At 65.7% G+C, this 18,819-nt stretch carries 20 protein-coding genes and 2 pseudogenes; 11 read left to right on the top strand and 11 right to left on the bottom strand.

Features of this window, described 5'->3' with window-relative positions:
• Positions 1-2: 2 nt before the first annotated feature.
• The 3 genes and pseudogenes from M446_RS08900 to M446_RS38090 all read left to right on the top strand — a co-directional run bounded on the left by M446_RS08900 (position 3) and on the right by M446_RS38090 (position 2,473).
• Entirely contained in the window at positions 3-743 is a 741-nt protein-coding gene (locus M446_RS08900; RefSeq protein ID WP_012331769.1) for an IS6 family transposase, read from the top strand.
• 53 nt (positions 744-796) lie between these two features.
• A pseudogene (locus M446_RS08895) lies at positions 797-1,519 on the top strand (IS256 family transposase); the annotation flags it as partial.
• A gap of 804 nt (positions 1,520-2,323) precedes the next feature.
• Complete coding sequence (locus M446_RS38090; RefSeq protein ID WP_168169147.1) at positions 2,324-2,473, top strand: hypothetical protein; 150 nt, start codon at positions 2,324-2,326, stop codon at positions 2,471-2,473.
• 52 nt (positions 2,474-2,525) lie between these two features.
• Here the strand turns inward: M446_RS38090 and M446_RS08890 are convergent, their stop codons facing one another.
• Both M446_RS08890 and M446_RS08885 read right to left on the bottom strand, forming a co-directional pair.
• A complete protein-coding gene (locus tag M446_RS08890; protein ID WP_012331768.1) occupies positions 2,526-2,726 on the bottom strand; it encodes a hypothetical protein in 201 nt (66 codons plus the stop codon).
• Positions 2,727-3,054: 328 nt separating this feature from the next.
• Positions 3,055-3,808: pseudogene (locus tag M446_RS08885) on the bottom strand (IS6 family transposase).
• 248 nt (positions 3,809-4,056) lie between these two features.
• Here M446_RS08885 and M446_RS08880 point away from each other — a divergent pair.
• Complete coding sequence (locus M446_RS08880; RefSeq protein WP_012331767.1) at positions 4,057-5,364, top strand: MFS transporter; 1,308 nt, start codon at positions 4,057-4,059, stop codon at positions 5,362-5,364.
• Positions 5,365-5,749: 385 nt separating this feature from the next.
• Here M446_RS08880 and M446_RS08875 read toward each other — a convergent pair whose 3' ends face one another.
• Entirely contained in the window at positions 5,750-6,124 is a 375-nt protein-coding gene (locus M446_RS08875; RefSeq protein ID WP_265576573.1) for a hypothetical protein, read from the bottom strand.
• Between the two features lie 260 nt (positions 6,125-6,384).
• Here M446_RS08875 and M446_RS08870 point away from each other — a divergent pair, with 260 nt between their 5' ends.
• Complete coding sequence (locus tag M446_RS08870; RefSeq protein ID WP_236728748.1) at positions 6,385-6,603, top strand: hypothetical protein; 219 nt, start codon at positions 6,385-6,387, stop codon at positions 6,601-6,603.
• 59 nt (positions 6,604-6,662) lie between these two features.
• Here the strand turns inward: M446_RS08870 and M446_RS08865 are convergent, their stop codons facing one another.
• Positions 6,663-6,920, bottom strand: coding sequence for a hypothetical protein (locus M446_RS08865; protein ID WP_012331765.1), 258 nt, complete (start codon positions 6,918-6,920; stop codon positions 6,663-6,665).
• A 66-nt stretch (positions 6,921-6,986) separates the two neighbouring features.
• Here M446_RS08865 and M446_RS36970 point away from each other — a divergent pair, with 66 nt between their 5' ends.
• From M446_RS36970 to M446_RS35065, 3 genes are all read left to right on the top strand, one after another.
• Positions 6,987-7,502, top strand: coding sequence for a hypothetical protein (locus M446_RS36970; protein WP_150108615.1), 516 nt, complete (start codon positions 6,987-6,989; stop codon positions 7,500-7,502).
• A gap of 151 nt (positions 7,503-7,653) precedes the next feature.
• Positions 7,654-7,833, top strand: coding sequence for a hypothetical protein (locus M446_RS08860; protein ID WP_018261847.1), 180 nt, complete (start codon positions 7,654-7,656; stop codon positions 7,831-7,833).
• Between the two features lie 450 nt (positions 7,834-8,283).
• Positions 8,284-8,667, top strand: a complete 384-nt coding sequence (locus M446_RS35065) for a helix-turn-helix domain-containing protein (protein WP_083784653.1) — start codon at positions 8,284-8,286, stop codon at positions 8,665-8,667.
• Between the two features lie 487 nt (positions 8,668-9,154).
• Here the strand turns inward: M446_RS35065 and M446_RS08855 are convergent, their stop codons facing one another.
• The 4 genes from M446_RS08855 to M446_RS08840 all read right to left on the bottom strand — a co-directional run bounded on the left by M446_RS08855 (position 9,155) and on the right by M446_RS08840 (position 12,346).
• Entirely contained in the window at positions 9,155-9,367 is a 213-nt protein-coding gene (locus M446_RS08855; protein WP_012331763.1) for a hypothetical protein, read from the bottom strand.
• A complete protein-coding gene (locus tag M446_RS08850; protein WP_012331762.1) occupies positions 9,360-10,043 on the bottom strand; it encodes a hypothetical protein in 684 nt (227 codons plus the stop codon). Before M446_RS08850 ends, M446_RS08855 begins: the two co-directional genes overlap by 8 nt.
• A gap of 935 nt (positions 10,044-10,978) precedes the next feature.
• Positions 10,979-11,884, bottom strand: coding sequence for a YsnF/AvaK domain-containing protein (locus M446_RS08845; RefSeq protein ID WP_012331761.1), 906 nt, complete (start codon positions 11,882-11,884; stop codon positions 10,979-10,981).
• A gap of 3 nt (positions 11,885-11,887) precedes the next feature.
• A complete protein-coding gene (locus tag M446_RS08840) occupies positions 11,888-12,346 on the bottom strand; it encodes a YsnF/AvaK domain-containing protein (protein ID WP_012331760.1) in 459 nt (152 codons plus the stop codon).
• A gap of 318 nt (positions 12,347-12,664) precedes the next feature.
• Here M446_RS08840 and M446_RS08835 point away from each other — a divergent pair, with 318 nt between their 5' ends.
• Entirely contained in the window at positions 12,665-12,847 is a 183-nt protein-coding gene (locus M446_RS08835) for a hypothetical protein (RefSeq protein WP_012331759.1), read from the top strand.
• Between the two features lie 553 nt (positions 12,848-13,400).
• Here M446_RS08835 and M446_RS08830 read toward each other — a convergent pair.
• From M446_RS08830 to M446_RS08825, 3 genes are all read right to left on the bottom strand, one after another.
• Entirely contained in the window at positions 13,401-14,153 is a 753-nt protein-coding gene (locus tag M446_RS08830; protein WP_012331758.1) for an IS6 family transposase, read from the bottom strand.
• Between the two features lie 148 nt (positions 14,154-14,301).
• Complete coding sequence (locus M446_RS36505; RefSeq protein ID WP_085984460.1) at positions 14,302-14,526, bottom strand: hypothetical protein; 225 nt, start codon at positions 14,524-14,526, stop codon at positions 14,302-14,304.
• Positions 14,527-14,871: 345 nt separating this feature from the next.
• Positions 14,872-15,078, bottom strand: coding sequence for a hypothetical protein (locus M446_RS08825; RefSeq protein WP_236728750.1), 207 nt, complete (start codon positions 15,076-15,078; stop codon positions 14,872-14,874).
• 1,371 nt (positions 15,079-16,449) lie between these two features.
• Here M446_RS08825 and M446_RS08820 point away from each other — a divergent pair.
• On the top strand, positions 16,450-16,659 hold the full coding sequence (locus M446_RS08820) for a hypothetical protein (protein ID WP_012331756.1): 210 nt from the start codon (positions 16,450-16,452) through the stop codon (positions 16,657-16,659).
• A gap of 88 nt (positions 16,660-16,747) precedes the next feature.
• Positions 16,748-16,993 (top strand): hypothetical protein, encoded by a 246-nt coding sequence (locus M446_RS08815; protein WP_012331755.1) that lies wholly within the window; start codon positions 16,748-16,750, stop codon positions 16,991-16,993.
• Positions 16,994-18,819: the final 1,826 nt, after the last annotated feature.

The following is an 18,819-nucleotide window of genomic DNA, read 5'->3' as shown; positions in this document are numbered from 1 at the left end:
CCATGATCGTGAACGCCCTCGCCCTCACGCTGAAGAGAGAGGCCCGCGGCGACTTCACGGGCCGGCACTTCGAAGCCACTCTCATCGTCCAGGCCGTCTCCTGGTACCTGCGCTACGCCCTCAGCTATCGTGACATCGAGGAGATGCTGCTGGAGAGGGGCATGGAGGTCGACCACTCCACCATCAACCGGTGGGTGCTCGCCTACGCGTCCACCATCGAGCGGCGCCTGCGCCGGTTCCGCAAGCCGCACTGCGGCTCGGTGCGCGTGGACGAGACGTACATTCGGGTCCGGGGTCAGTGGCGCTACCTGTACCGGGCCATCGACAAGCATGGCGAGGCGGTCGACTTCCTGCTCACTGCCAACCCCGACCTGGAAGCGGCCAAGCGCTTCTTCCGCAAGATGCTACAGGATCAGCCGCTTCTCGCGCCCGACCGCATCGGCACCGATGGTGCTGGCCCTTACCCGCCGGCGATCGCCGAGAGCCGCAAGGAGGGCCTGCTGCCACGCGCGCCCATCCACCACGTCACCAAGCACTTGCAGCAAGGGATTGAGAGCGACCACTTCCGGGTCACGCGGGTGGGCGGGTTCCGCTCCTTTCACACAGCGCGGCGGACGATCCAGGGCTTCGAGGCGATGCTGTGGCTGCGCAAGGGCTTCGGGTTCTCAGGGGCATGGACCGTTCGGGAGCAGAACCAGCTGCTCGCGCAGTGCTTCGGACTTCCCGTCGCGAACAAAGCATGAAAACGGGGCGGCAGACGCCCTTCTGCTGCTCGCAGCCGAGTTTGCGACAAGCCCTCGATGCGACCTCCGTGAAGGTGCGCCAAGCCGGGCGCATCGTCTCTGTCGCGGTGATCTTGGCGGTCGGTGTGAACAGCGACGGCCGCAGGGAAGCGCTCGGCATGGACGTCGGCCCCTCCGAGGCCGAGACCTTCTGGACCGGGTTCCTGCGCAAGCTGGCGCGCCGCGGCCTGCGCGGCGTGAAGCTGGTGATCTCGGACGCCCACACGGGCCTCAAGGCGTCGGTCGCCAAGGTGATGAACGCGACCTGGCAGCGGTGCCGCGTCCCCTTCATGAGGACCGTGCTCGCCCACGCCGGCCGCAGCGGGCGGCGCGTCGTGTCGGCCTTCATCGCCACCGCCTTCGCCCAGGACGACGCCGAGGCAGCCCGTCAGCAATGGCGGCGGGTGGCCGATCAGCTCCGACCCAAGGTGCCCAAGCTCGCAGCCCTGATGGACGACGCTGAGCCCGACGTGCTGGCCTATATGGGCTTTCCCGCCCAGCATCGGGTCAAGCTGCACTCCACGAACCCGCTGGAGCGCCTCAACGGCGAGATCAAGCGGCGCACCGAGGTGGTCGGCATCTTCCCCGATGAGGCGGCCATCACCCGCCTCGTCGGCGCGCTCCTGCTCGAGCAGAACGATGAGTGGGCCGTCCAGCGCGCCCGCTCCATGACCCTGGAAAGCATCGCCCCGATCGGCAATGATCCCCTTGTCAGCCTGCCCACCCTGGCAGCTTGATCGTCCCCGGCCACGCCCGGTGACCGTGGCCGCCACGCCGCAGCTACACCACCCCTGGGGACACGACCCCCGATACGCCCCGTCGGACTGGAGTGCGTCCATGCTGGGAGCATACTTTTCTACGCCAAAAATCTTTGCGACATGCCCCGACTGGCTGGGGGCGGCCAGCATCGCCTCAGGGCCCGTGTTCCGGCCGGTCTCGCGCTCCGGGCGCGTGCGGGTGAACGACGGCGCGTTCGCGTTTGCGACAGACCCCAGAGCACCGGGCCGTTATCTGACGCCATTTAACGCCAGTCGGAAAGGCAACGCTTGAACTCGCCAATCGAGCTCGGGTTGGTCAGACTTGCGTGAGTCTCATGGGTCTGAGCCGAACAGACGCCTGGCGGTAGGGGACAGCCGCCGGGCGTTCTGCTGCCGGTAGCACTTTGTTAACCATCCCGACCCAGCCTTTCGCCTGCCGCGCTGAACACCCAGCTGGCACGGCGGCGACCCGGGTTCACCTCGTTCTCGCTTGCAGAGATCCCGGGCCGTCGCCCCTTCTATTCGAGACCGACCTCTCTCCCCGGCGAGGGCGAAGGCAGCGACCGCCTGACATCCCCGATCCAGCGGTCGGTCGTTGCAGCCAGCGGCCGGGCTCCACCCGCACAGCGAGCCCGGCCGCCGCACCTCAAGGCAACAGCCCACCATGGGACCTCGCGGGCATGGCGGCTTGCGCGGACCGGCACAGGGCAAGGGTGAGTGGAGGCCGTGCCTTCCCCGGTCCGACTGGACCAGGGAGAGTGTCACGGCGGCGCGGGGCCGGACGTGGTCGGCCGTCCAGGTACAGCCCATCCTCCAACGGGCGGCGTAGCCCTGGTCGCTCTCTCGCTGCGCGGCGGCGTGATGGTCACCTATGGGATCGTCCAGCACTACAAGAAGGTCCCGGCCCTGAAGGCGGCCCACGCCGCCGCCTGACCCTCGCTCCCACCTGATACGAGAAGGCCCGGGGAGACCCGGGCCTTTTTCATTAGAAGAGCTGGTGCGTCCACTCCCACCACAATCCCTTGAGCCCGGCGTAGCCTCCCGGCTTGAACTGTTCCGGCGCCACCGTGCCGATCCCGGCTCCGGCGACCACCGCGTCGAGATCGTGAGCGGACAACTCGTCCGTGGCGCACTCGGCGGTCTGGCGGTCGTCGTGCTGCTCGAAGGTGCTGTCGTGGGCGTTCATGACATCCTCCTCATCTCTCACGTTGTTGCGATGAAGAAGACGTATCTGGCTTTCTGGTGCACGGGTGTGCTCTGTCGCACACCCGGACAATCACCAGCACTTCTTTGCTACTAAGAACAAAATCTTGGAGCGGGCCTGAGGGCGGCGGCCGGGCTCAAGGTTCTCGGCAAGCCCGGCCGCCTGCCGCACTCGGCGGAGGACACCGGAGAGTGCAGCAACCCGGTCCTACACAGGACGCGGTTGAGCGCATCCCCTGAATAGACCAACTCAACAGGGGCCTGTCGCAAACTCGGGTTCAGGCGGCAGAAGGGGCTCCCCGTCCCCGCTTTCACGCTTTGTTCGCGACGGCGAGGCCGGAAGCAGGTGGCCAGCAGCTGGTTCTGCTCGCGCACGGTCCACGCCCCTGAGGAGCCAAAGCCCTTGCGCAGCCACAGCATGGCCTCGAAGCCCTGGATCGTGCGCCGGGCCGTGGTGAAGGAGCGGAACCCACCCACCCGCGGCATCGCCCGCTTCACCCTGAAGTGGTCGCTCTCAATCCCTTGCTGCAGGTGCTTGGTGACGTGGTGGGTGGGCGTGCGCGGCAGCAGGCCCTCCTTGTGGCTCTCGGCGATCGCCGGCGGGTAAGGGCCAGCACCATCGGTGCCGATGCGGTCGGGCGCGAGCAGCGGCTGATCCTGTAGCATCTTGCGGAAGAAGCGTTTGTCCGCGTCGAGGTCGCGCTGGGCGGTGAGCAGGAAGTTGACCGCCTCGCCGTGTTTGTCGATGGCGCGCTACAGGTAGTGCCACTGACCCCGGACCCGAATGTACGTCTCGTCCACGCGCACCGAGCCGCAGTGCGGCTTGCGGAACCGGCGCAGGCGCCGCTCAATGGTGGACGCGTAGGCGAGCACCCACCGGTTGATGGTGGAGTGGTCGACCTCCATGCCCCTCTCCAGGAACATCTCCTCGATGTCACGATAGCTGAGGGCGTAGCGCAGGTACCAGGAGACGGCCTGGACGATGAGGGTGGCCTCGAAATGCCGGCCTCGGAAGTCGTCTCGGGCCTGCCGCTTCAGCGTGAGGGCGAGGGCGCTGAGGATCATGGGCCGGCTCCGAGGCGGAGCGGCAAGCTGGGCGGGCATGGCTAACGACCCGTGAACGTCGGCTCATTCGCGTAGGCGACAGGCCCCTCGCGGCTTTGAGCCTGAGGTCGTCAAGCTGGATCGACAAAATCGTCTCCTTCTCGGCAGAGTGTGGAGTCGCGTCAATTAACAGATGAACAGGCCACCTCTATAAACAGGTCCTGCATCCATAAACGGCCTCGAAACGGCCGCCAACGAGGAGGAACGCCATGGTTGATGCCGAACTGGAACGCTCGGCGATGCGGCGGATCGGATGGCGGCTCGTGCCGTTCCTGATCCTTGCCTACTTCGTCTCATTCCTGGACCGGGTGAACGTTGGGTTCGCCGCGATCCAGATGAACCACGACATCGGCCTTTCTGCCACCGTATTCGGCTGGGGCGCTGGGATCTTCTTCCTGGGCTACTTCCTGATGGAGGTACCGAGCAACCTGATGCTGGAGCGCTACGGGGCGCGGCTGTGGATCGCCCGGATCATGGCGACCTGGGGCCTGATCTCCGTCGCCATGGCGTTCGTGCAGGGGCCGTGGTCGTTCCTCGCCATGCGCTTCCTGCTCGGCGTAGCGGAGGCCGGGTTCTTCCCGGGCGTGATCCTCTACCTGACCTACTGGTTCCCGTCCGAGTACCGGGCGCGGATCGTCGGCATCTTCATGATCTCGATCCCAATCTCGTCGTTCCTGGGCTCGCCGATCTCCGGCGCGCTGCTCAACGTGACCGGGCTCGGCCTGGCCGGCTGGCAGTGGCTGTTCATCCTCGAAGGGTTGCCCGCCGTGCTGCTGGCAGGTGTCGTGCTCGTGGTCCTACCCGACGGTCCGCACAAAGCCGCGTGGCTGCCTCCAGCCGAGCGCGATTGGCTCGAACTGCGCCTCCGGAGCGAGGCGGGGCGGAACAACGCTAGCGGCGGAGAGGCGAAGCCCCCTATGCGGGAGACGCTGCGTGACCGCCGACTAATCTTGTTCGCCGCAATCTACTTCGGCTCGACGGCAAGCAGCTATGGGCTCTCGTTTTGGACGCCACAGATCGTCAAGAGTTTCGGCCTCGGTAATTTCGAGACCGGCCTGCTCAACAGCATCCCTTACGGCTTCGCCTCGGTGGCGATGATCCTCTGGGGCCGCCACAGCGACCAGACGCGAGAGCGTCGCTGGCACCTCGCGCTCTCTTTCCTAGTGCTTGCCCTCGGGCTCGCCGGCGGCACGGTGCTGTCGGGCCTTGTCCCCGTCATCTGCGCGCTGACGGTCGCAGCGGTCGGTGTCTACATGCTGAAGGGGCCGTTCTGGGCACTGGCGACCGAGCAGATGCGTCCTGCTACCGCCGCCGCCAGCATCGCGGCGATCAACGCGGTAGGCAATCTCGGCGGTTTCCTTGGCCCCTACCTGATCGGCGCGATCAAGGATGCCAGTGGCAGCTTCACGATGAGCTTGCTGCCGCTCGTGCTGTTCGCGCTAATCTCGGCAGCCCTGTCCCTCGTGCCAGAGCGCGGGCGTGAGGCAGTTTCTACTGCACCGAGTACGACGGCGTAGGGGATATTTGCCGCGCTGCGGATGGGCAGCGCGGCGTAGTCCGCAAGGCGGATTTGCGAGCTGGTTCCATACGCCGCTCTTATGCGAGCGACCTCGGTGTGGCAGGCGGGCAAGACACCGCCGGCGTCTGATTTTGATTTCCTGGCACACAATCCTTACAGGATTAAGTGGCTGAAAAACCGTCGTTTTGTTGACAATTCTGTCCGGGAGGGAGCGCAGGTCGCGTGCCTTACTTTGGGCTAGATGAGGGCCTGACGGGGTGCTGAGCGCCGCCTTAACGTTCGGTGCCGGCCCACAGTTGGTGTCTACTGCCGTCCCAAGAGTTCGTATGGGAATGCCCATGCAGACACAACTGGTGCATTGAGTGCACCTTAAGGCGGATCGATCATGCGATTGCGGGCTTGCGCGCCACCAGCAGCAGTGATGCACCCTCATCATCGGGGCGGAACGGCTCCGGCTTGAGCTTCCGCATCACGAACCCACCCATGAAGCCGATCAGCGCGGAGGCGTGCCACGCCCAGGAGTGCCGATAATGAACCTGGCAGCATTTCACCGGTGAGCAGCGCTCCATCCAGTACACGATCGCATCCACGTCGCTCCAGGGCGCGATCTCGACCGCGGCGCTGACCAGACCGGCCCGGGCTGCGACCGCTTCCAGCGCCGCCTTTGTCCACCACGTGAGGTGATGCGGCACCGCGTTGATCAGGTAGTTCGGGATCCGGGCGTGCGCCGCCGGCACGTGCGGCACTCCGATGATCACGGTGCCACCTGGACGCACCGGAGACGCAACGGGGGTGAGCGGTCTCGAAATCCCGGAGGCGACGACCCGACAGACTCTGCGAACGGGTTAGTGTCGGGCCGCCGCCAGGGCCGAGCAGGATGGGGCATCAGCTCGGCTAGATCAGCCTGCCGCAGGATGGTTGACGAAGTACTGCAGGAAAGGGTGCACTCATGTCCCGGATTGCGCCCCTGATCGCCATACTCGCCGAGTATCCAGGGTCAGACCCCATGGAGCCCGCCATGGCCGAGCTTCCCGAGGACACCGCCCTCGACGTCATCGAGCAGCTCATCGCCGAGGGGGCCGCGCGCCAAGCCGAGCAGGTGTTACTGGTTGAGGCCCAGGAGCGCCGCGGCCAGGACACCGCGGAGGCGCGCCAAGTGCTGCGGGAGATCGAGGAGACTCTGGCGGCTCTGCACTGCCGCCGGGCCTATCTCCAGGCCATGCAGGCTCAGCCGTGACCGCGAGGACGATGGGCCTGATGGGGTGGACGGCCCCATCAGGCCCATGATTGTCTCGCTCAACCGGCCCGCGCCATCAGGATCGCCGTCCTGACCACCATGCGGCGCGCCCGGTCGCCGAGGCCGGGATCCTCCAGCACGTCTCTGGGGATTTCGTGGTTCGCCACGGCCGCGGCGATGTCGATCGCCACGCCCTTCGCGATCAGGCGCATGTCGGGCGTGGGGTCGTCCAGGTACTCCCGCACAGCGGTGTTGAGCTGCTCGTCGGTGACAGCGTTGAGCTTGAACAGCTCGCCGACGGTGGGCGTGTCGGGCATGGCGGGGATGTAGGCGTACGGCCGGGCCGGAGCGAGATCGGCGAGGAGCGCAAGCCGGAAGCCTACGTGCCGCTCCCGAACGGCAAGTGGATCCCTGTCACGATGCAGGTCGGCGCCAACTCGAACCAGTCGACCGCGCCGAACTGCGTAGCGATCAACGTCGACGTGACCGGCGCCAAGGGCAACACTGAGATCCACGAAATGGTGAGTAGCGGTGTGGGGCCGGGCTCCAGGCGTATGACGCCAGCCTCGACCGAACTATTCCCAGCAAGGTGGACAATGCCCGCCAACGCCGCGGCTGAGGACAAGAGGGAGAATGCGTCAATGGCCGATCAAGAGCCGGTTTCCGTTGACGCTGTTCAAATAGGAACCGCTCTGATCCTCAGGCACATTTTGCGTGTATTGGAGCGCAGTGGCCTTACCAACGAGAAAGAAACAGAGTCGGCCCTCGATGGATTTCTTGCAAACCTTGATCCTGGACACGCATCTTTTCTGCAAGCGATCAAACAAACATACTCGATACATCATCGGATGAATTTTTCGGTCATCGAAGGCGGCAAGCAAGATCCCGACAATGCGTAGCGCCGAAATGGCCGACGAGCTGGAGCCATAAACTGGACCGCCCATGATCCCGTGCCGGCGGAGCACTTCGGTGCCGGCCGGCTCGCCGATCTCACCAGGGCCCCGGCAACCGTATCCAGCACTGGCAGGCAGGGATGGCGACCTCGACCGCGTGCCCGAGGCGCTCATCATCGAGCCGACCGACACGGGCGATTGGTTCTTCAACGCCGGCCGGCCGCCGGCTTGCTCGTGGGTCGTCGCGAACCTCCGGGCCATCGTGGAGGGCATCGCGGAGAGGTACGCCGGCGCGGCTCAGCGGCCGGAACCGACCGGGCGGCCACGCGATGAATGAGGAGTATGGACCTTCCCCCTTCGACGCCGGCCGGGCTTCCCCCTCCCGAGCCGGCGTTCCTTTGAGCGGGCCGGGTCTTCAGTGCCGCTTTCGGACCCGGCCCGCGGCCCTGCTCCGGGCGTGCGGGCCTGGAGCGGACGCCCAAAGACTAGCACAGTCGAGATGGTGGCCCGCAAGGTCCCGCCGGAGGACGATAGACTGGCCCTCGACTGACGGCCAGTCTGAGGCACGCCGGAATGCTTTCGGAGACTGTCCAAAGGCGCCATAACGGGTCCCATACAGGCCATTACGCGCCCCGCGCCGCCCCGCGCGCGAGATGCCGGCCCGACAGGGTTCGTTGATCCGGCCGCTGGTTGCGCTATCACGCGATGGATAGTATTGATTCCATACTCACAAGTCTGTTGGGCTTGCTTAGCTATGCGTTCCGAGACTATCGTATCCGCTCCAGACATGGCAGACACATTCTCTCAACGTTTGCGCGCCTTTGTGATTGAAATGCCAATCAGTGAAGTAGAAATCGCAGAGGTGATTGGGTTCACTCGGCGCACACTAAGCCGCCGGCTGAAGTCCGAGGGTACAACTTTCACGAAAGTTCTCAACGAAGCGCGGTTTAAAGTTGCGAAGCATTTGTTGGTTAACACCGACATGCGCTTGGCGGAGATCTCGGACGCGCTGGAATTCTCGGAGCCGGCCGCGTTCACGCACGCCTTCCGGCGCTGGACCGGCACGACGCCAAGCGCATGGCGGAAGAAGCACCAGCAGGTTGAACCGCTTTGTTGTGCGGAGCGTCCAGACGGTGCTCGTGTTCGTCAGCGCAGGCGTTTGCCTGAGTGAATGCGCCACCTGGTGCCGTTCCGCCGTAGTGGACGCTTCTCGCCCCATACTACCGATTATGCGAACGACCGGCTTCTCCGACATGACAGCGCTCAACCTGCGCAATGTGCAGACGGCACTGACCTGAGGAACGTGCAGCGGGCAATCCGTTAGCTTACGTTGAAATGTGGACTTGCTTGGCTATAATCGCACCGCTCAAATTGTCTGAAACCACACAATCCAGCACAGCGCAGCATGATGATAGTTTCGTTGCCGGGAACATCGTGCTTTGGTGTGAGCGTCTTGAGCTGTACTTCAGCCCGCCCGGCCCTGCTGCGGCGGGCTTTTCTCTCCGCTCCCAACGAGTTGCGCGCCGGTCGCGCCCAAGTAGTCTCGCCCGTCTGCCAGGTCTGGACGATAGCTTGGCACGGCCCACTCGGCAGTGACCGCAACAACACCGAGAGCCGGCGGTCATCGACATGGTGAGAGGCGCGGCCGGTACCCTCTTTCACGGGACGGGCGGCTCTTCATCATCCCGCGGAGAGAGACGACGTTCCGTCTCGCGGTTCGCTTCTTCCAGTGTCGCGATACGCCAGCTTTGGTGCTCTACGATGTCCGCCATCTGGCGCAAAGCTGTCGCGAGCATGCGCGTCACCTCGTCTGACTGACTCGAAACCAGGACGCGATCGACAGTCTCTTTGATCCGAGAGAACTCAGACATCGTCGCTGTTCCTGACGAAGGCCCGCTGAAAGCGCGCCAGGGCGGCCTTTGACCCTTCCTTCGGCTCCTCCGGGGCTGGCAACACCATCGCTGGGACGCGCACCGAGGGTGCCGCCGCCCGCTTCACCGAGAGCCGAACGACGTCTCCGACCCGTTCCGGCGTATTAGGAGAACTCTGCATACCTGAGGGGTGCAGCGGCTTGCACCCTATTCCTCTCCGCCGCCGGGAATGGCTCAACCACTGCTGCCACTCGCGACTTGTCACGTCGATCACGTTGGTCATCGACTTGGCGCCCTTCCTCGGCCGCTCTGTGATGGTGAGCAGGCCGCCCCTCTCCGCGAGTCCCAACGCAGACTGCGCCGTTCGGATGCAGACACCTGCTCTAGCGGCAATCTCGGCTACCGACATCTCGGACCGCAGCGCGTCCCCCATGACGCCAAGGACGGCGAGCTTGTGGGGCGTGTAGCGGGCGGCGAGCGTGGGCGGCAGCGGGCCGCTACAGGCGATCCTGCGGTGGTGGGAGGCGGCACGTCTCCCGAGGTTTGGCCTCACCCGCTTGGCCCAGAAGCGCCGGCTCTGCACCGGCACGTTCGCGCGGATCTCCCGGTCCAATCTCTCGTACTCGGCGTCGCTCAGCCGGGCGGCAGCGTACTGCCCGGCCAGTTCCCTCGGCATCCGGTCGCGTGTCATTGGCAGTTAACAATCCGAGGCACTTAAGGCCGTCGATTGGACCGTGTGCAAGCTGATTACTGGCTAGATATGTGTGACCTGAGCATGAATTAGGCCGCCTCTCCGAGTTGCCAAATCACCTGATGCCCGCTATGGCCAGTCTCAACAAGCATAGGGAGGCGGCGATGATCGCAGAAACGGTAGCAAGTATCGGCCTTCTCAGCACGGCAAGCGTAAGCCTTGCTATAAGCATGCTTCTGCTGCACTAAGCACAGCCGCGGCGTATCTGTGTTTTAACCAAAGTTTAAGGCGCCTGATTGGCGCGCTTACCGTCGGTGCCGAGGCTCATGAAGGATCTCCCGCCGGGCGGTTGAGCGGAGCAGGAACTTTCCTTGAATGCTTAAGTTCCGCGCTGAATGGCCCGCATCCAGACGCGCGAACGCCCGGCGGAGGGTTAGGACCTTGCCGGGCATCGTTCACAGGGGAAACTGGTGCCTGTCCGATCGACCAACATCTTGGCCTGCGCCAGGCTCCTCGTCGCAAAGAGAAGCCGGCGCGGGGGTGGTGGCCCGGCCGGCTCAGTGTCGATGCGGGTGTGCCGAAGGGATGGCTTCGACAACATGGGTTAATCGCGCCACCCGGGCCGCTATTCCTGTCCGCACTCGACGCGAATTGCGCCGGAGACAGGACCCGAGAAGGTGTCCCCGTGGCGCGGCCGAACCGTTCAGCGTGCAGGTAGGCTCCGGCCGCGTCGCCACCGGGCCGAGGGTGGCTGTCACGTCTCCTTGCGGCCCGCCCGTCACGCCGCCTTCGGGTTCAGGATCCGGTGCACGGACATGCGGCACGGCGCCTCGCCCAGTCTGAGCGAGGGGCCATTGTGCGGACGGGTGGCGCCGTTGTGGGGCGGCCACACCCGGGCCGCGCCATCGCCGTCGAGGTGGTCAGCGCCGCGGCGTGGTGGGGGTGTCCGTCGTGCCGGTGCGGGTGACCTTGCCGCGCTCGTCCTCGATCTCGACCTCGGTCCGGCGGACCTTGTCGGAGACGGTCTCGGTGCGCTGCTCGACGTCCTTGCGCAACCCGATCTCCTCCTTCACGCGGACGTCCTTCGAGACCACCGCCTCCTCGGCCCGCTCGGCGGCCTCGATCGTCCGCTCGGCGAACAGCCGCTCGTCGGCCTGGGTCAGCGCCCGGTCCACCGGCCGGCGCTCGAGATGGACGCGCTCTTCGCGCAAAGCCACCTGCTCCTGCACGGGCGTCTCGACCACGTAGGAACGCACCCGCACGCGGCCGGCCTCGGCCACCCGCTTGCCGACCCGCAGCCGCTCCTCGGCCACCGGGATCGTCTCATCGCGGCCCGCGGTCGTGCCGGTCGCCACCGTGCCACCGCGCGCGGTCGCGGCGGGCCCGGCCGTCGCCATGGAGGCCGAAGCGGCGGTTCCGGTCGTCGCGGCGGTGCCCGAGGCAGCGGCGGGGTAGCCGGTCCAGCCCTCGCGGCGCCACGCCGCCTCGCGCTCGTCCATGTGCACCGCGCCCGCGCCCTCGAGCACGTCCGCGATCCGGCTGGCATCGCCCGGCTCGGCCGTGACGATCACCATGGTGCCGCCCCGGCTCATGCCCTCGGCGTAGGCGTAGCGGTCCTCGTCGGGCATGAAGATGTCCTTCAGGGACGCCCAGAAGCCGCCCTCGTCCCGGCGATGGTCGTAGGACGTGCCCGTCGCCGTGGTGCTGCTCTGGGTCTCCGGGGAGAGGCGGATGCGCGCGCGGGGCACGCCGAGCGCGACGACGCGCTCGATGGCGGCCTCGGCCTCGCGGCGATTGTCGAAGAGGGCCGTGATGGTCTGCGACATGCTCTACTCCTCCGTGGGGAAATCGGGATTGGGGGTGCCATCGGGCCGGAGACGCTCGATGGTCGCGTGCTGGCGGCGCAGGGTGACGGGGAGCTCCACGTCCTCCCACCGGGTCGTCTGGCGGATATGCACCTGCTCCTTGAGGATGAGGCGCTTCTCGACCACGAGGACCTCTTCCAGGACGGGGATGATGGTCACCCCCGCCTCGGTGCGAACCTGAGGGGCCGGCTCGCCGTCGGCGATGACGCGGTCGATCGGGACGCGGCTCACCCCGACGGCGTCGCTGCGCAGGGTCTCGCGCAGCACCTGCTCGCTCAGCGCGACGTGGGTCCGCACCCGCACCCGACCCGTCTCGACCACGCGCTTGTCGATCCGGGCGCTTTCCTCAGCCAGCGGAATGCTTTGGTATATTCCTGAGCGATCAGCCGACCTGTTTGTGCTTACGGGTGTCTCCGCCCGCATCTCTGCATGATGAACAGAGCTGGGCTGATCGTCGCCATTCACGCCTTCGTTCGGGTCAGAGCCTCGCGTCATCGTTCACCACCTGCTCGGCGGAGGAACTAGGGACTGACGCCAGGGTTCCAACGTATGTAAAGGGCTTCTGTTTTCGTCCGGTTTTCCGCAACAGTGGAGAGCTTGGGTGAATTATCCGAAACAGATCAAAGTTCCGGACTCTGCTGTTTTGGGCAGCCCTCAAGCCTGGCGAAAGTGGAGCCAGCACGGCCGACGCCGAGCTGACACTTTTGCTGGAGAGAGACGTTTCACCCCGAGGAGGCGCTCATGACCGTACGCGTTTACCCCAACGTGAAGACGACCTCTGCCAGCAACGGGCCCGCCAACCAGGTGCTCCACCGGGATAGCCGGGACGTGAACACTCTCGATCAGCTGAGCAGCGTTGTTCTGCTGGGCCTCGCCGTGACCGGCGGCGTCGTGGCCGACTTGCTGATCGCGCTCCTTGTCTGAGGAGCCAAGCTTCGCCAGGTTCACCCGCACGGGCAGGAGATCCTGCTGACGGTGAGCGCGTGACGAAAGGCCTGGCCCTCCATCGGCTGGTGATCTGCGCTCCGATCTCCCTGGTCGACGGGGTGCGAGACGCTCTGACAGCGCGATCTCGGTGGTTACCCAGGACGACCTTCAGCTCGCCTCGTGCTGCCGCGGCTGGCTGGCCAAGGCTGCCGTCATACTCTGCGGGCGCGGACGACTGCCCAGCGGCGCTGACGCCGCTGGGCACAGATGCGAGCGCAGGAGGGCCGGGCCGCGAGCGTGAGCAGGTTCCATTCATCTGCCAGATGGCCTTAATCTTTGTCGGTGTAGGACAAGCTCACCGACCTCCCGCTCACGCGACGAGAGCCATGCGCGTGTTCCGGCGTGCCCCGACCGAAACTCCTTCTACGCGGGAGGACGCCGTCAGTGCTCGCTACACCGCCCTACGCCAGGCGCTCGGCGAGTTCGTGCAGTCCGGGGGCCTGTCGCAAACCCGGCTGCAGGCCGCGGAAGGACCTCTGCCGCCCCGCTTTCACCCTTTGTTCGCGACGGGAAGGCCGAAGCAGTGCGCGAGCAAGTGGTTCTGCTCCCGCACGGTCCACGCGCCCGCGAACCCGAAGCCCTTGCGCAGCCACAGCATCGCCTCGAAGCCCTGGATCGTGCGCCGGGCCGTGTGGAAGGAGCGGAACCCGCCCACCCGCGGCATCGCCCGCTTCACCCGGAAGTGGTCGCTCTCGATCCCCTGCTGCAGGTGCTTGCTGACGTGGTGGGTCGGAGCGCGCGGCAGCAGGCCCTCCTTGCGGCTCTCGGCGATGGCTGGCGAGTAGGGGCCGGCGCCGTCAGTGCCGATCCGGTCGGGCGCGAGAAGCGGATGATCCTGTAGCATCTTGCGGAAGAAGCGCTTGGCGGCTTCCAGGTCGGGGTTGGCGGTGAGCAGGAAGTCGACCGCCTCGCCATGCTTGTCGATGGCCCGGTACAGGTAGCGCCACTGACCCCGGACGCGGATGTAGGTCTCGTCCACGCGCACGGAGCCACAGTGCGGTTTGCGGAACCGGCGCAGGCGGCGCTCGATGGCCGGCGCGTAGGCGAGCACCCAACGGTTGACGGTGGAGTGGTCGACCGTGAGGCCGCGCTCCAGGAGCATCTCCTCGATGTCACGATAGCTCAGCGCGTAGCGCAGGTACCAGGAGCCGGCCTGGACAATGAGGGCGGCTTCGAAGTGCCGGCCCCGGAAGTCGCCACGGGCCTTTCTGTTCAGCTTGAGGGCGAGAGCGTTCAGGATCATGGGCCAGCTCCGAAGCGGAGCGGCAAGCTGGGCGGGTATGCCTAACGGCCTGTGAATGCGGACCCATCCGCGTTTGCGACACGCCCATCTGACGCGGGTTAGGGCGGCCCTGCATCTCTCGATGAGAGCCGCCCGGCTTCAGAGTGCCTTAGCGGGAATAGCAGACACGCGAGTAGCCCCAGCCGTAGCCACAACGGTCGTAAGAACCGCTGTAAAAGCCGCCGAACCGATGGAAGCCACCACCGTGGAAGCCGTGATGGAAGCCGTGTCCGCTGAACCCGCGCCCACCGAAGCCACGTGCTTCGGCAGATCCGGCCAGGGCGACAGCGGCCACGCCGGAGATGATGGCAGCGCTCAGAATGGTCTTGATCATGTCCTGCTCCTCTTCATGTCAGGTGAGAGCAGGATGGCGTCGGCTGAGATCGGCTTCCGTGAGGCGGATCACACAAACCTTGTGTGGCAGAAGGCCGATGACGGTGCTCTGCGAAGGCCGGGAGGAGAAACGGAAAGCCTGATGGCCGCCGCGCTGCCGGAACCTGCCGCGGCCCCGCGCGATGACGCCTTGATCTCATCGGACCTCGCGCGCCGGCCGGGCTCCGGCGGGCAGGGCGCGGACTTGATGCTCGGTCGGGAGAGGCATATCGGATCTCGCCTTCGGGATGGACGACGGCCGAGCAGGTGTTCAGGGCGTGGTACCCTGATGGATCCATGAGGCGCCTCAGCCCGCGATCCTCTCGTTCGCGAACCGGGCTCGCGCGGCGCCATCGGCTTGCAATCCGTGCTCGTTGCACCCGGCGGCGAACTCATCGGGCTCGACGAGGACGCGGACCATGGTCACGCCGCTGCGCGTCACCTCGCCCTCCACCTGCTCCGCCGAGATCCGCCAAGCTTCGTAGCTGGTGGGTAGCCGGTCTGCGTCCTGCATGAACGCTCGCATCCGGGCGTAGTCCTCGGACCGGTACCAAGCCATGCCGACGCGACGTGGACGCTCCATTACAGAAACCCTGCCCCGAGTGCCCCTTGAAGGCATTCGCCCGCCGGATGGAGCCCACCACTGTCCGCGGATCTCGATAGCCGCTCTGGTCCATGATCCGGGCCATGTCGGCCCCGCGCTCCGCGGCCGTGGTGATGTAGCCGGCCCGCAGCGCGTGCGCTCCGAACGATGAGGCGCCATGGCATCGCGTTCGCGAGCCCAGCAGGGCGGCTCAGGCGGCCCGTGGCGCCCGTTCTGACGATCGCCGGCCACACACAGGCTCCCACCTGCACCGCCGCGTCCATCCACGGCCCTCCAGATCGGCCGAACCGCTGTCGTCCCTCAATCCAACTCTGGAGCGGCTATGCCGAGGGACTGGTGCATGAGGTGCGGCGGCAAGCGGAACGGTCGTCAAGCTGCCGGGACGGCGCTCGGCGGCATCACCTGCGTCTTCTCCGGCGCCGTCGTGCCGTGCCCCGGCGCACGAGGCGGCCCTTGAATGGCTACGGCGGGGCGTGGAGCAGGACGTGGGGCAGCCGGCAGCGGCAGGTCGACCAAGACGACCCGGCCAGTCAGCGGGTCGAGGATGCGGATCGTCGCCATGTGGTCCCCTGGGAGGAACAATCAGGGTGCGCGGATTGAGGCAGGAATCCGTTAATGGTCCGACTTGCGCCACGGCCCGCTTCGGCAGTGCCGGTCTTACCCTTCCGGTGAGGAGGGCAACGGAGCCGCCTCGGTCCGCTCGGGACCTGCTTCTGGAGCCTGTGCCAAAGCTCCGTCTCGGTCGAAGGGTTCAAGGGTTGAAAGATCCAGCACGGTGACTGTGACCACTTCGCCTGTACTCGGATCGAGAATGCGAAGCCGCATCATGGCGCGGGCGCGTCGGCGGGCTCGATATCACGTGCGTCAGGGACGTAGTCGCACCAAACGCAACGCCCCTGCGGCGCGGCAGCGGACAAATTCCGCTGCGAGCACAAGGGGCAGACATGCAGGGCGATCCTCTCTCCATTCAGGAAAGCACTGCCGCGTTCCTAAAATGTAATGCTTGAATGCATGCCGACATCTGGCACGGGATCTGCTCCGAAATTGCGCTTACACGGCAATGTACGGCAACGAGGAAAGTGCAATGATTGTTTCTCAGGCTAGAGTTAGGTGCACATCTAACCTCCAACGGAAGTTACAACTGTCAGGCTTTACCTGCTTGGATAAGGCGCTCGCAGCGCTGGCGCGATAGTACAGACCGGCCGTGCGTAGCCGGCCCTGATAGACCTTTCCGGCCAAGCTCTGTGTTCTACCCGCGGCAGAGAGGCTGAGGAACGCGTGATGAGGGTGGAGCAGAGCCGCCTGCTGAACGTCCTAGACGAGATAGACGGGTGGGTGCCGCTGTTCGCGTTGGAGGATGATCCGTACCTCCACCCGAACGATGATCTGTTCGTGCCGAGCTTGGTCGCTCGAGGCTGGGTGGATCATGACGCGCTCCGCGGCGTAGTCCGAGTCAATGAGGCCGGGCGAGCCGCCTTCGAGCGGCTGTAACCGCAGACACCGTGTCCAATGCATTCCTCGCGTTGCGCCCTGGGGTGGTCGAGCCAGAATAGCCGTTCCGTTCGGAGCGTCGTCGGTCATGCAGATCCGGGTCGATGATCACTGGCACTACGAGGGCGACCCAGTCGCGCGCGACAAGCGGGTCTACCGCGAGGGGCTGCTGATCGGGCGCGTGCGGCGCTGGCAGTTCACCGTGCCCGGGGAACTCACCCGCGAGTGCTTCACGGTCGAGTGCTGGCACGATGCCGCCTTCCAGGCGGTAGGCGAAGCAGAGGCCACCTTCGAAGCGGCTCTCGAGGTGCTCGTGTCCACGATGCCGGGGTGAGCCGTCCGGCCGCTTCGGGCGCCTCGCGCCCGCCCCGACCGTTACGCTGGCCATGTGGGATGGTCTTCTCGACCTCCGCACATTCCTGGTCCGTCTGAACCGGTACACCAGCACCCGCAGGTCCTCCGGGGCATGCTGTCGCCTGACAACGGGGAACGCCACGCTGCCGGCATGCTGTCCGCTGGGCCGTAGAGGGCGGCGTTCCGGAGTGAGCTAGATCAACACTGTCCCACGCCGCCATGACACTCTCGTTGGTCCAGTCGGACCGGGGAAGGCACGCCCCCAATCAGTTTGCCTTGGGCCGGTCCGCGCAAGCCACCATGCCCGCGAGGTCCCATGGCGGGCTGTCGCCCGAAGGTGCGGCGGCCAGGCCGGCTGGAAGCCGAGCCGCCAAATCAGCCTAAAGCATCTCAACAACGTTGAGCAGCACCCCGAGGAACAAGAGCATCGCACCAATAATGATGACGGCTGGTGCATCCAGCGGGTCCCGATCCTTCTGCAGACTGTCAACACCCTTAGATATCTTGTGGGTGATAATCCGAGTCACTGGGCGAGGCCTTACTGCGGCATCAAGAGAGGCGAGCAGAAACCCAAAAGCTTCATGCTTAACCGGGCTGCCGCTGGCTCCGGTTCGGGTGTTTCCACTCTGCTCCCTTTCAGACGACTGGGAGTCTACTAACAAACCATGTAGCATCCGGTGAGCACCGCCGGGGATGGACTCGGTTTGTTTTCGCTCAGGGTAAACGGGGGGGGGGGGGGGGGGGGGGGGGCCGGCCCTCACCCGCCGGCCCTCACCCAAGGAGGCCACACAATCACACCCACTTCGCGGTTTTCGACACGTACGAGCGAGGGCCCGTAATGTACGTGGCGGCCGGGCTCGCTGTGCGGGTGGAGCCCGGCCGCCAGCTACAGCAACCGGCCCGGTCGAGGTCACGGACGGTCAACCGGCTGCTGCCTTCGCCCACTCGAACCTGCGACGACGAGAGCGGGCGGTCTCGGAATTCAGGGCGACGGCCCGGAGGTCTCATCCCGGAGCACCGGGCCGACGCCATGCCGCGTCGGGTGTTCAGCGCGGCAGGTGAGAGCGTGGTTTGGGATGGTTAACGAAGTCCTACCGACAGCAGAATGCCCGGTGGGGATCGCCGTCCCACCGGGCGTTCTCTTTCCCGACCAATCCATCTCACCACTGCCCGACCAACCAGGGTCAGCATCGCGAATTCAAGCGGTGGGCTCAGGTAGACGTTAAACAGAGTGAGATTGTGGCCCGGTGCCCCGCACCGCTCTGCACCGCGCTTATCCCGTGCCTCTCCGCTCCGCTGCACCACACATCCCGCTCTACCTCGACCTGAGCGAGCTTGGCTCTCAGGGTCTGAACTTCGGCATGTGGCTCGCCGGCATCGACCTCCAGTCCGATACATTGCTATTGTGCTTCGGCGAGCTGAAGCCGCAACTCCCGCCGGGCATCCCGCTAGATCATTCGCCTCAGCGGCTGATCATCTGCACCCGCGCGGGAGCGGCATCGGACATGGACAGGACGGGAGCGATTTGGCTCCAGGCGACCAGAATGGCGCCTGCAGCAATGATCCGGAGGATGTTCAGCATGACCCGGGGCCTCGTCGCATCTGCTGACAGCCGTTCATGAGATAAACCTGTACAGTTCAGCAGTTGCGAGAAGGTTGCGGCGCCGGCGGTCGAACCCGCTGAGATCGAGGGCGCGGCCCGCGGTATGGACGCCGCATGAGCCGATCGGTCCGCCAGCCCGCACCGCCCCAGGAGACCCTGTCGAGCCCGCTGTGTGGGCCGTAGTGGCCTTCCTGAGGGCCCTG

The sequence above is a fragment of the Methylobacterium sp. 4-46 genome (genome assembly GCF_000019365.1).
Classification (GTDB): Bacteria; Pseudomonadota; Alphaproteobacteria; order Rhizobiales; family Beijerinckiaceae; genus Methylobacterium.
The sequence above is the reverse complement of the archived record's forward strand: the minus strand, read 5'-3'. Positions and strand labels throughout refer to the sequence as shown.

What these genes read in the sequence shown, in the direction of transcription:
- M446_RS08900 (WP_012331769.1), top strand. Translation starts at nt 3, where the DNA reads ATGATCGTGAACGCCCTCGCCCTCACGCTGAAGAGAGAGGCCCGCGGC.
- M446_RS08890 (WP_012331768.1), bottom strand. Translation starts at nt 2,726, where the DNA reads ATGAACGCCCACGACAGCACCTTCGAGCAGCACGACGACCGCCAGACC.
- M446_RS08880 (WP_012331767.1), top strand. Translation starts at nt 4,057, where the DNA reads ATGGTTGATGCCGAACTGGAACGCTCGGCGATGCGGCGGATCGGATGG.
- M446_RS08870 (WP_236728748.1), top strand. Translation starts at nt 6,385, where the DNA reads ATGGCCGAGCTTCCCGAGGACACCGCCCTCGACGTCATCGAGCAGCTC.
- M446_RS08865 (WP_012331765.1), bottom strand. Translation starts at nt 6,920, where the DNA reads ATGCCCGACACGCCCACCGTCGGCGAGCTGTTCAAGCTCAACGCTGTC.
- M446_RS35065 (WP_083784653.1), top strand. Translation starts at nt 8,284, where the DNA reads ATGGCAGACACATTCTCTCAACGTTTGCGCGCCTTTGTGATTGAAATG.
- M446_RS08855 (WP_012331763.1), bottom strand. Translation starts at nt 9,367, where the DNA reads ATGTCTGAGTTCTCTCGGATCAAAGAGACTGTCGATCGCGTCCTGGTT.
- M446_RS08850 (WP_012331762.1), bottom strand. Translation starts at nt 10,043, where the DNA reads ATGCCGAGGGAACTGGCCGGGCAGTACGCTGCCGCCCGGCTGAGCGAC.
- M446_RS08845 (WP_012331761.1), bottom strand. Translation starts at nt 11,884, where the DNA reads ATGTCGCAGACCATCACGGCCCTCTTCGACAATCGCCGCGAGGCCGAG.
- M446_RS08840 (WP_012331760.1), bottom strand. Translation starts at nt 12,346, where the DNA reads ATGCGGGCGGAGACACCCGTAAGCACAAACAGGTCGGCTGATCGCTCA.
- M446_RS08835 (WP_012331759.1), top strand. Translation starts at nt 12,665, where the DNA reads ATGACCGTACGCGTTTACCCCAACGTGAAGACGACCTCTGCCAGCAAC.
- M446_RS08830 (WP_012331758.1), bottom strand. Translation starts at nt 14,153, where the DNA reads ATGATCCTGAACGCTCTCGCCCTCAAGCTGAACAGAAAGGCCCGTGGC.
- M446_RS36505 (WP_085984460.1), bottom strand. Translation starts at nt 14,526, where the DNA reads ATGATCAAGACCATTCTGAGCGCTGCCATCATCTCCGGCGTGGCCGCT.
- M446_RS08825 (WP_236728750.1), bottom strand. Translation starts at nt 15,078, where the DNA reads ATGCAGGACGCAGACCGGCTACCCACCAGCTACGAAGCTTGGCGGATC.
- M446_RS08820 (WP_012331756.1), top strand. Translation starts at nt 16,450, where the DNA reads ATGAGGGTGGAGCAGAGCCGCCTGCTGAACGTCCTAGACGAGATAGAC.
- M446_RS08815 (WP_012331755.1), top strand. Translation starts at nt 16,748, where the DNA reads ATGCAGATCCGGGTCGATGATCACTGGCACTACGAGGGCGACCCAGTC.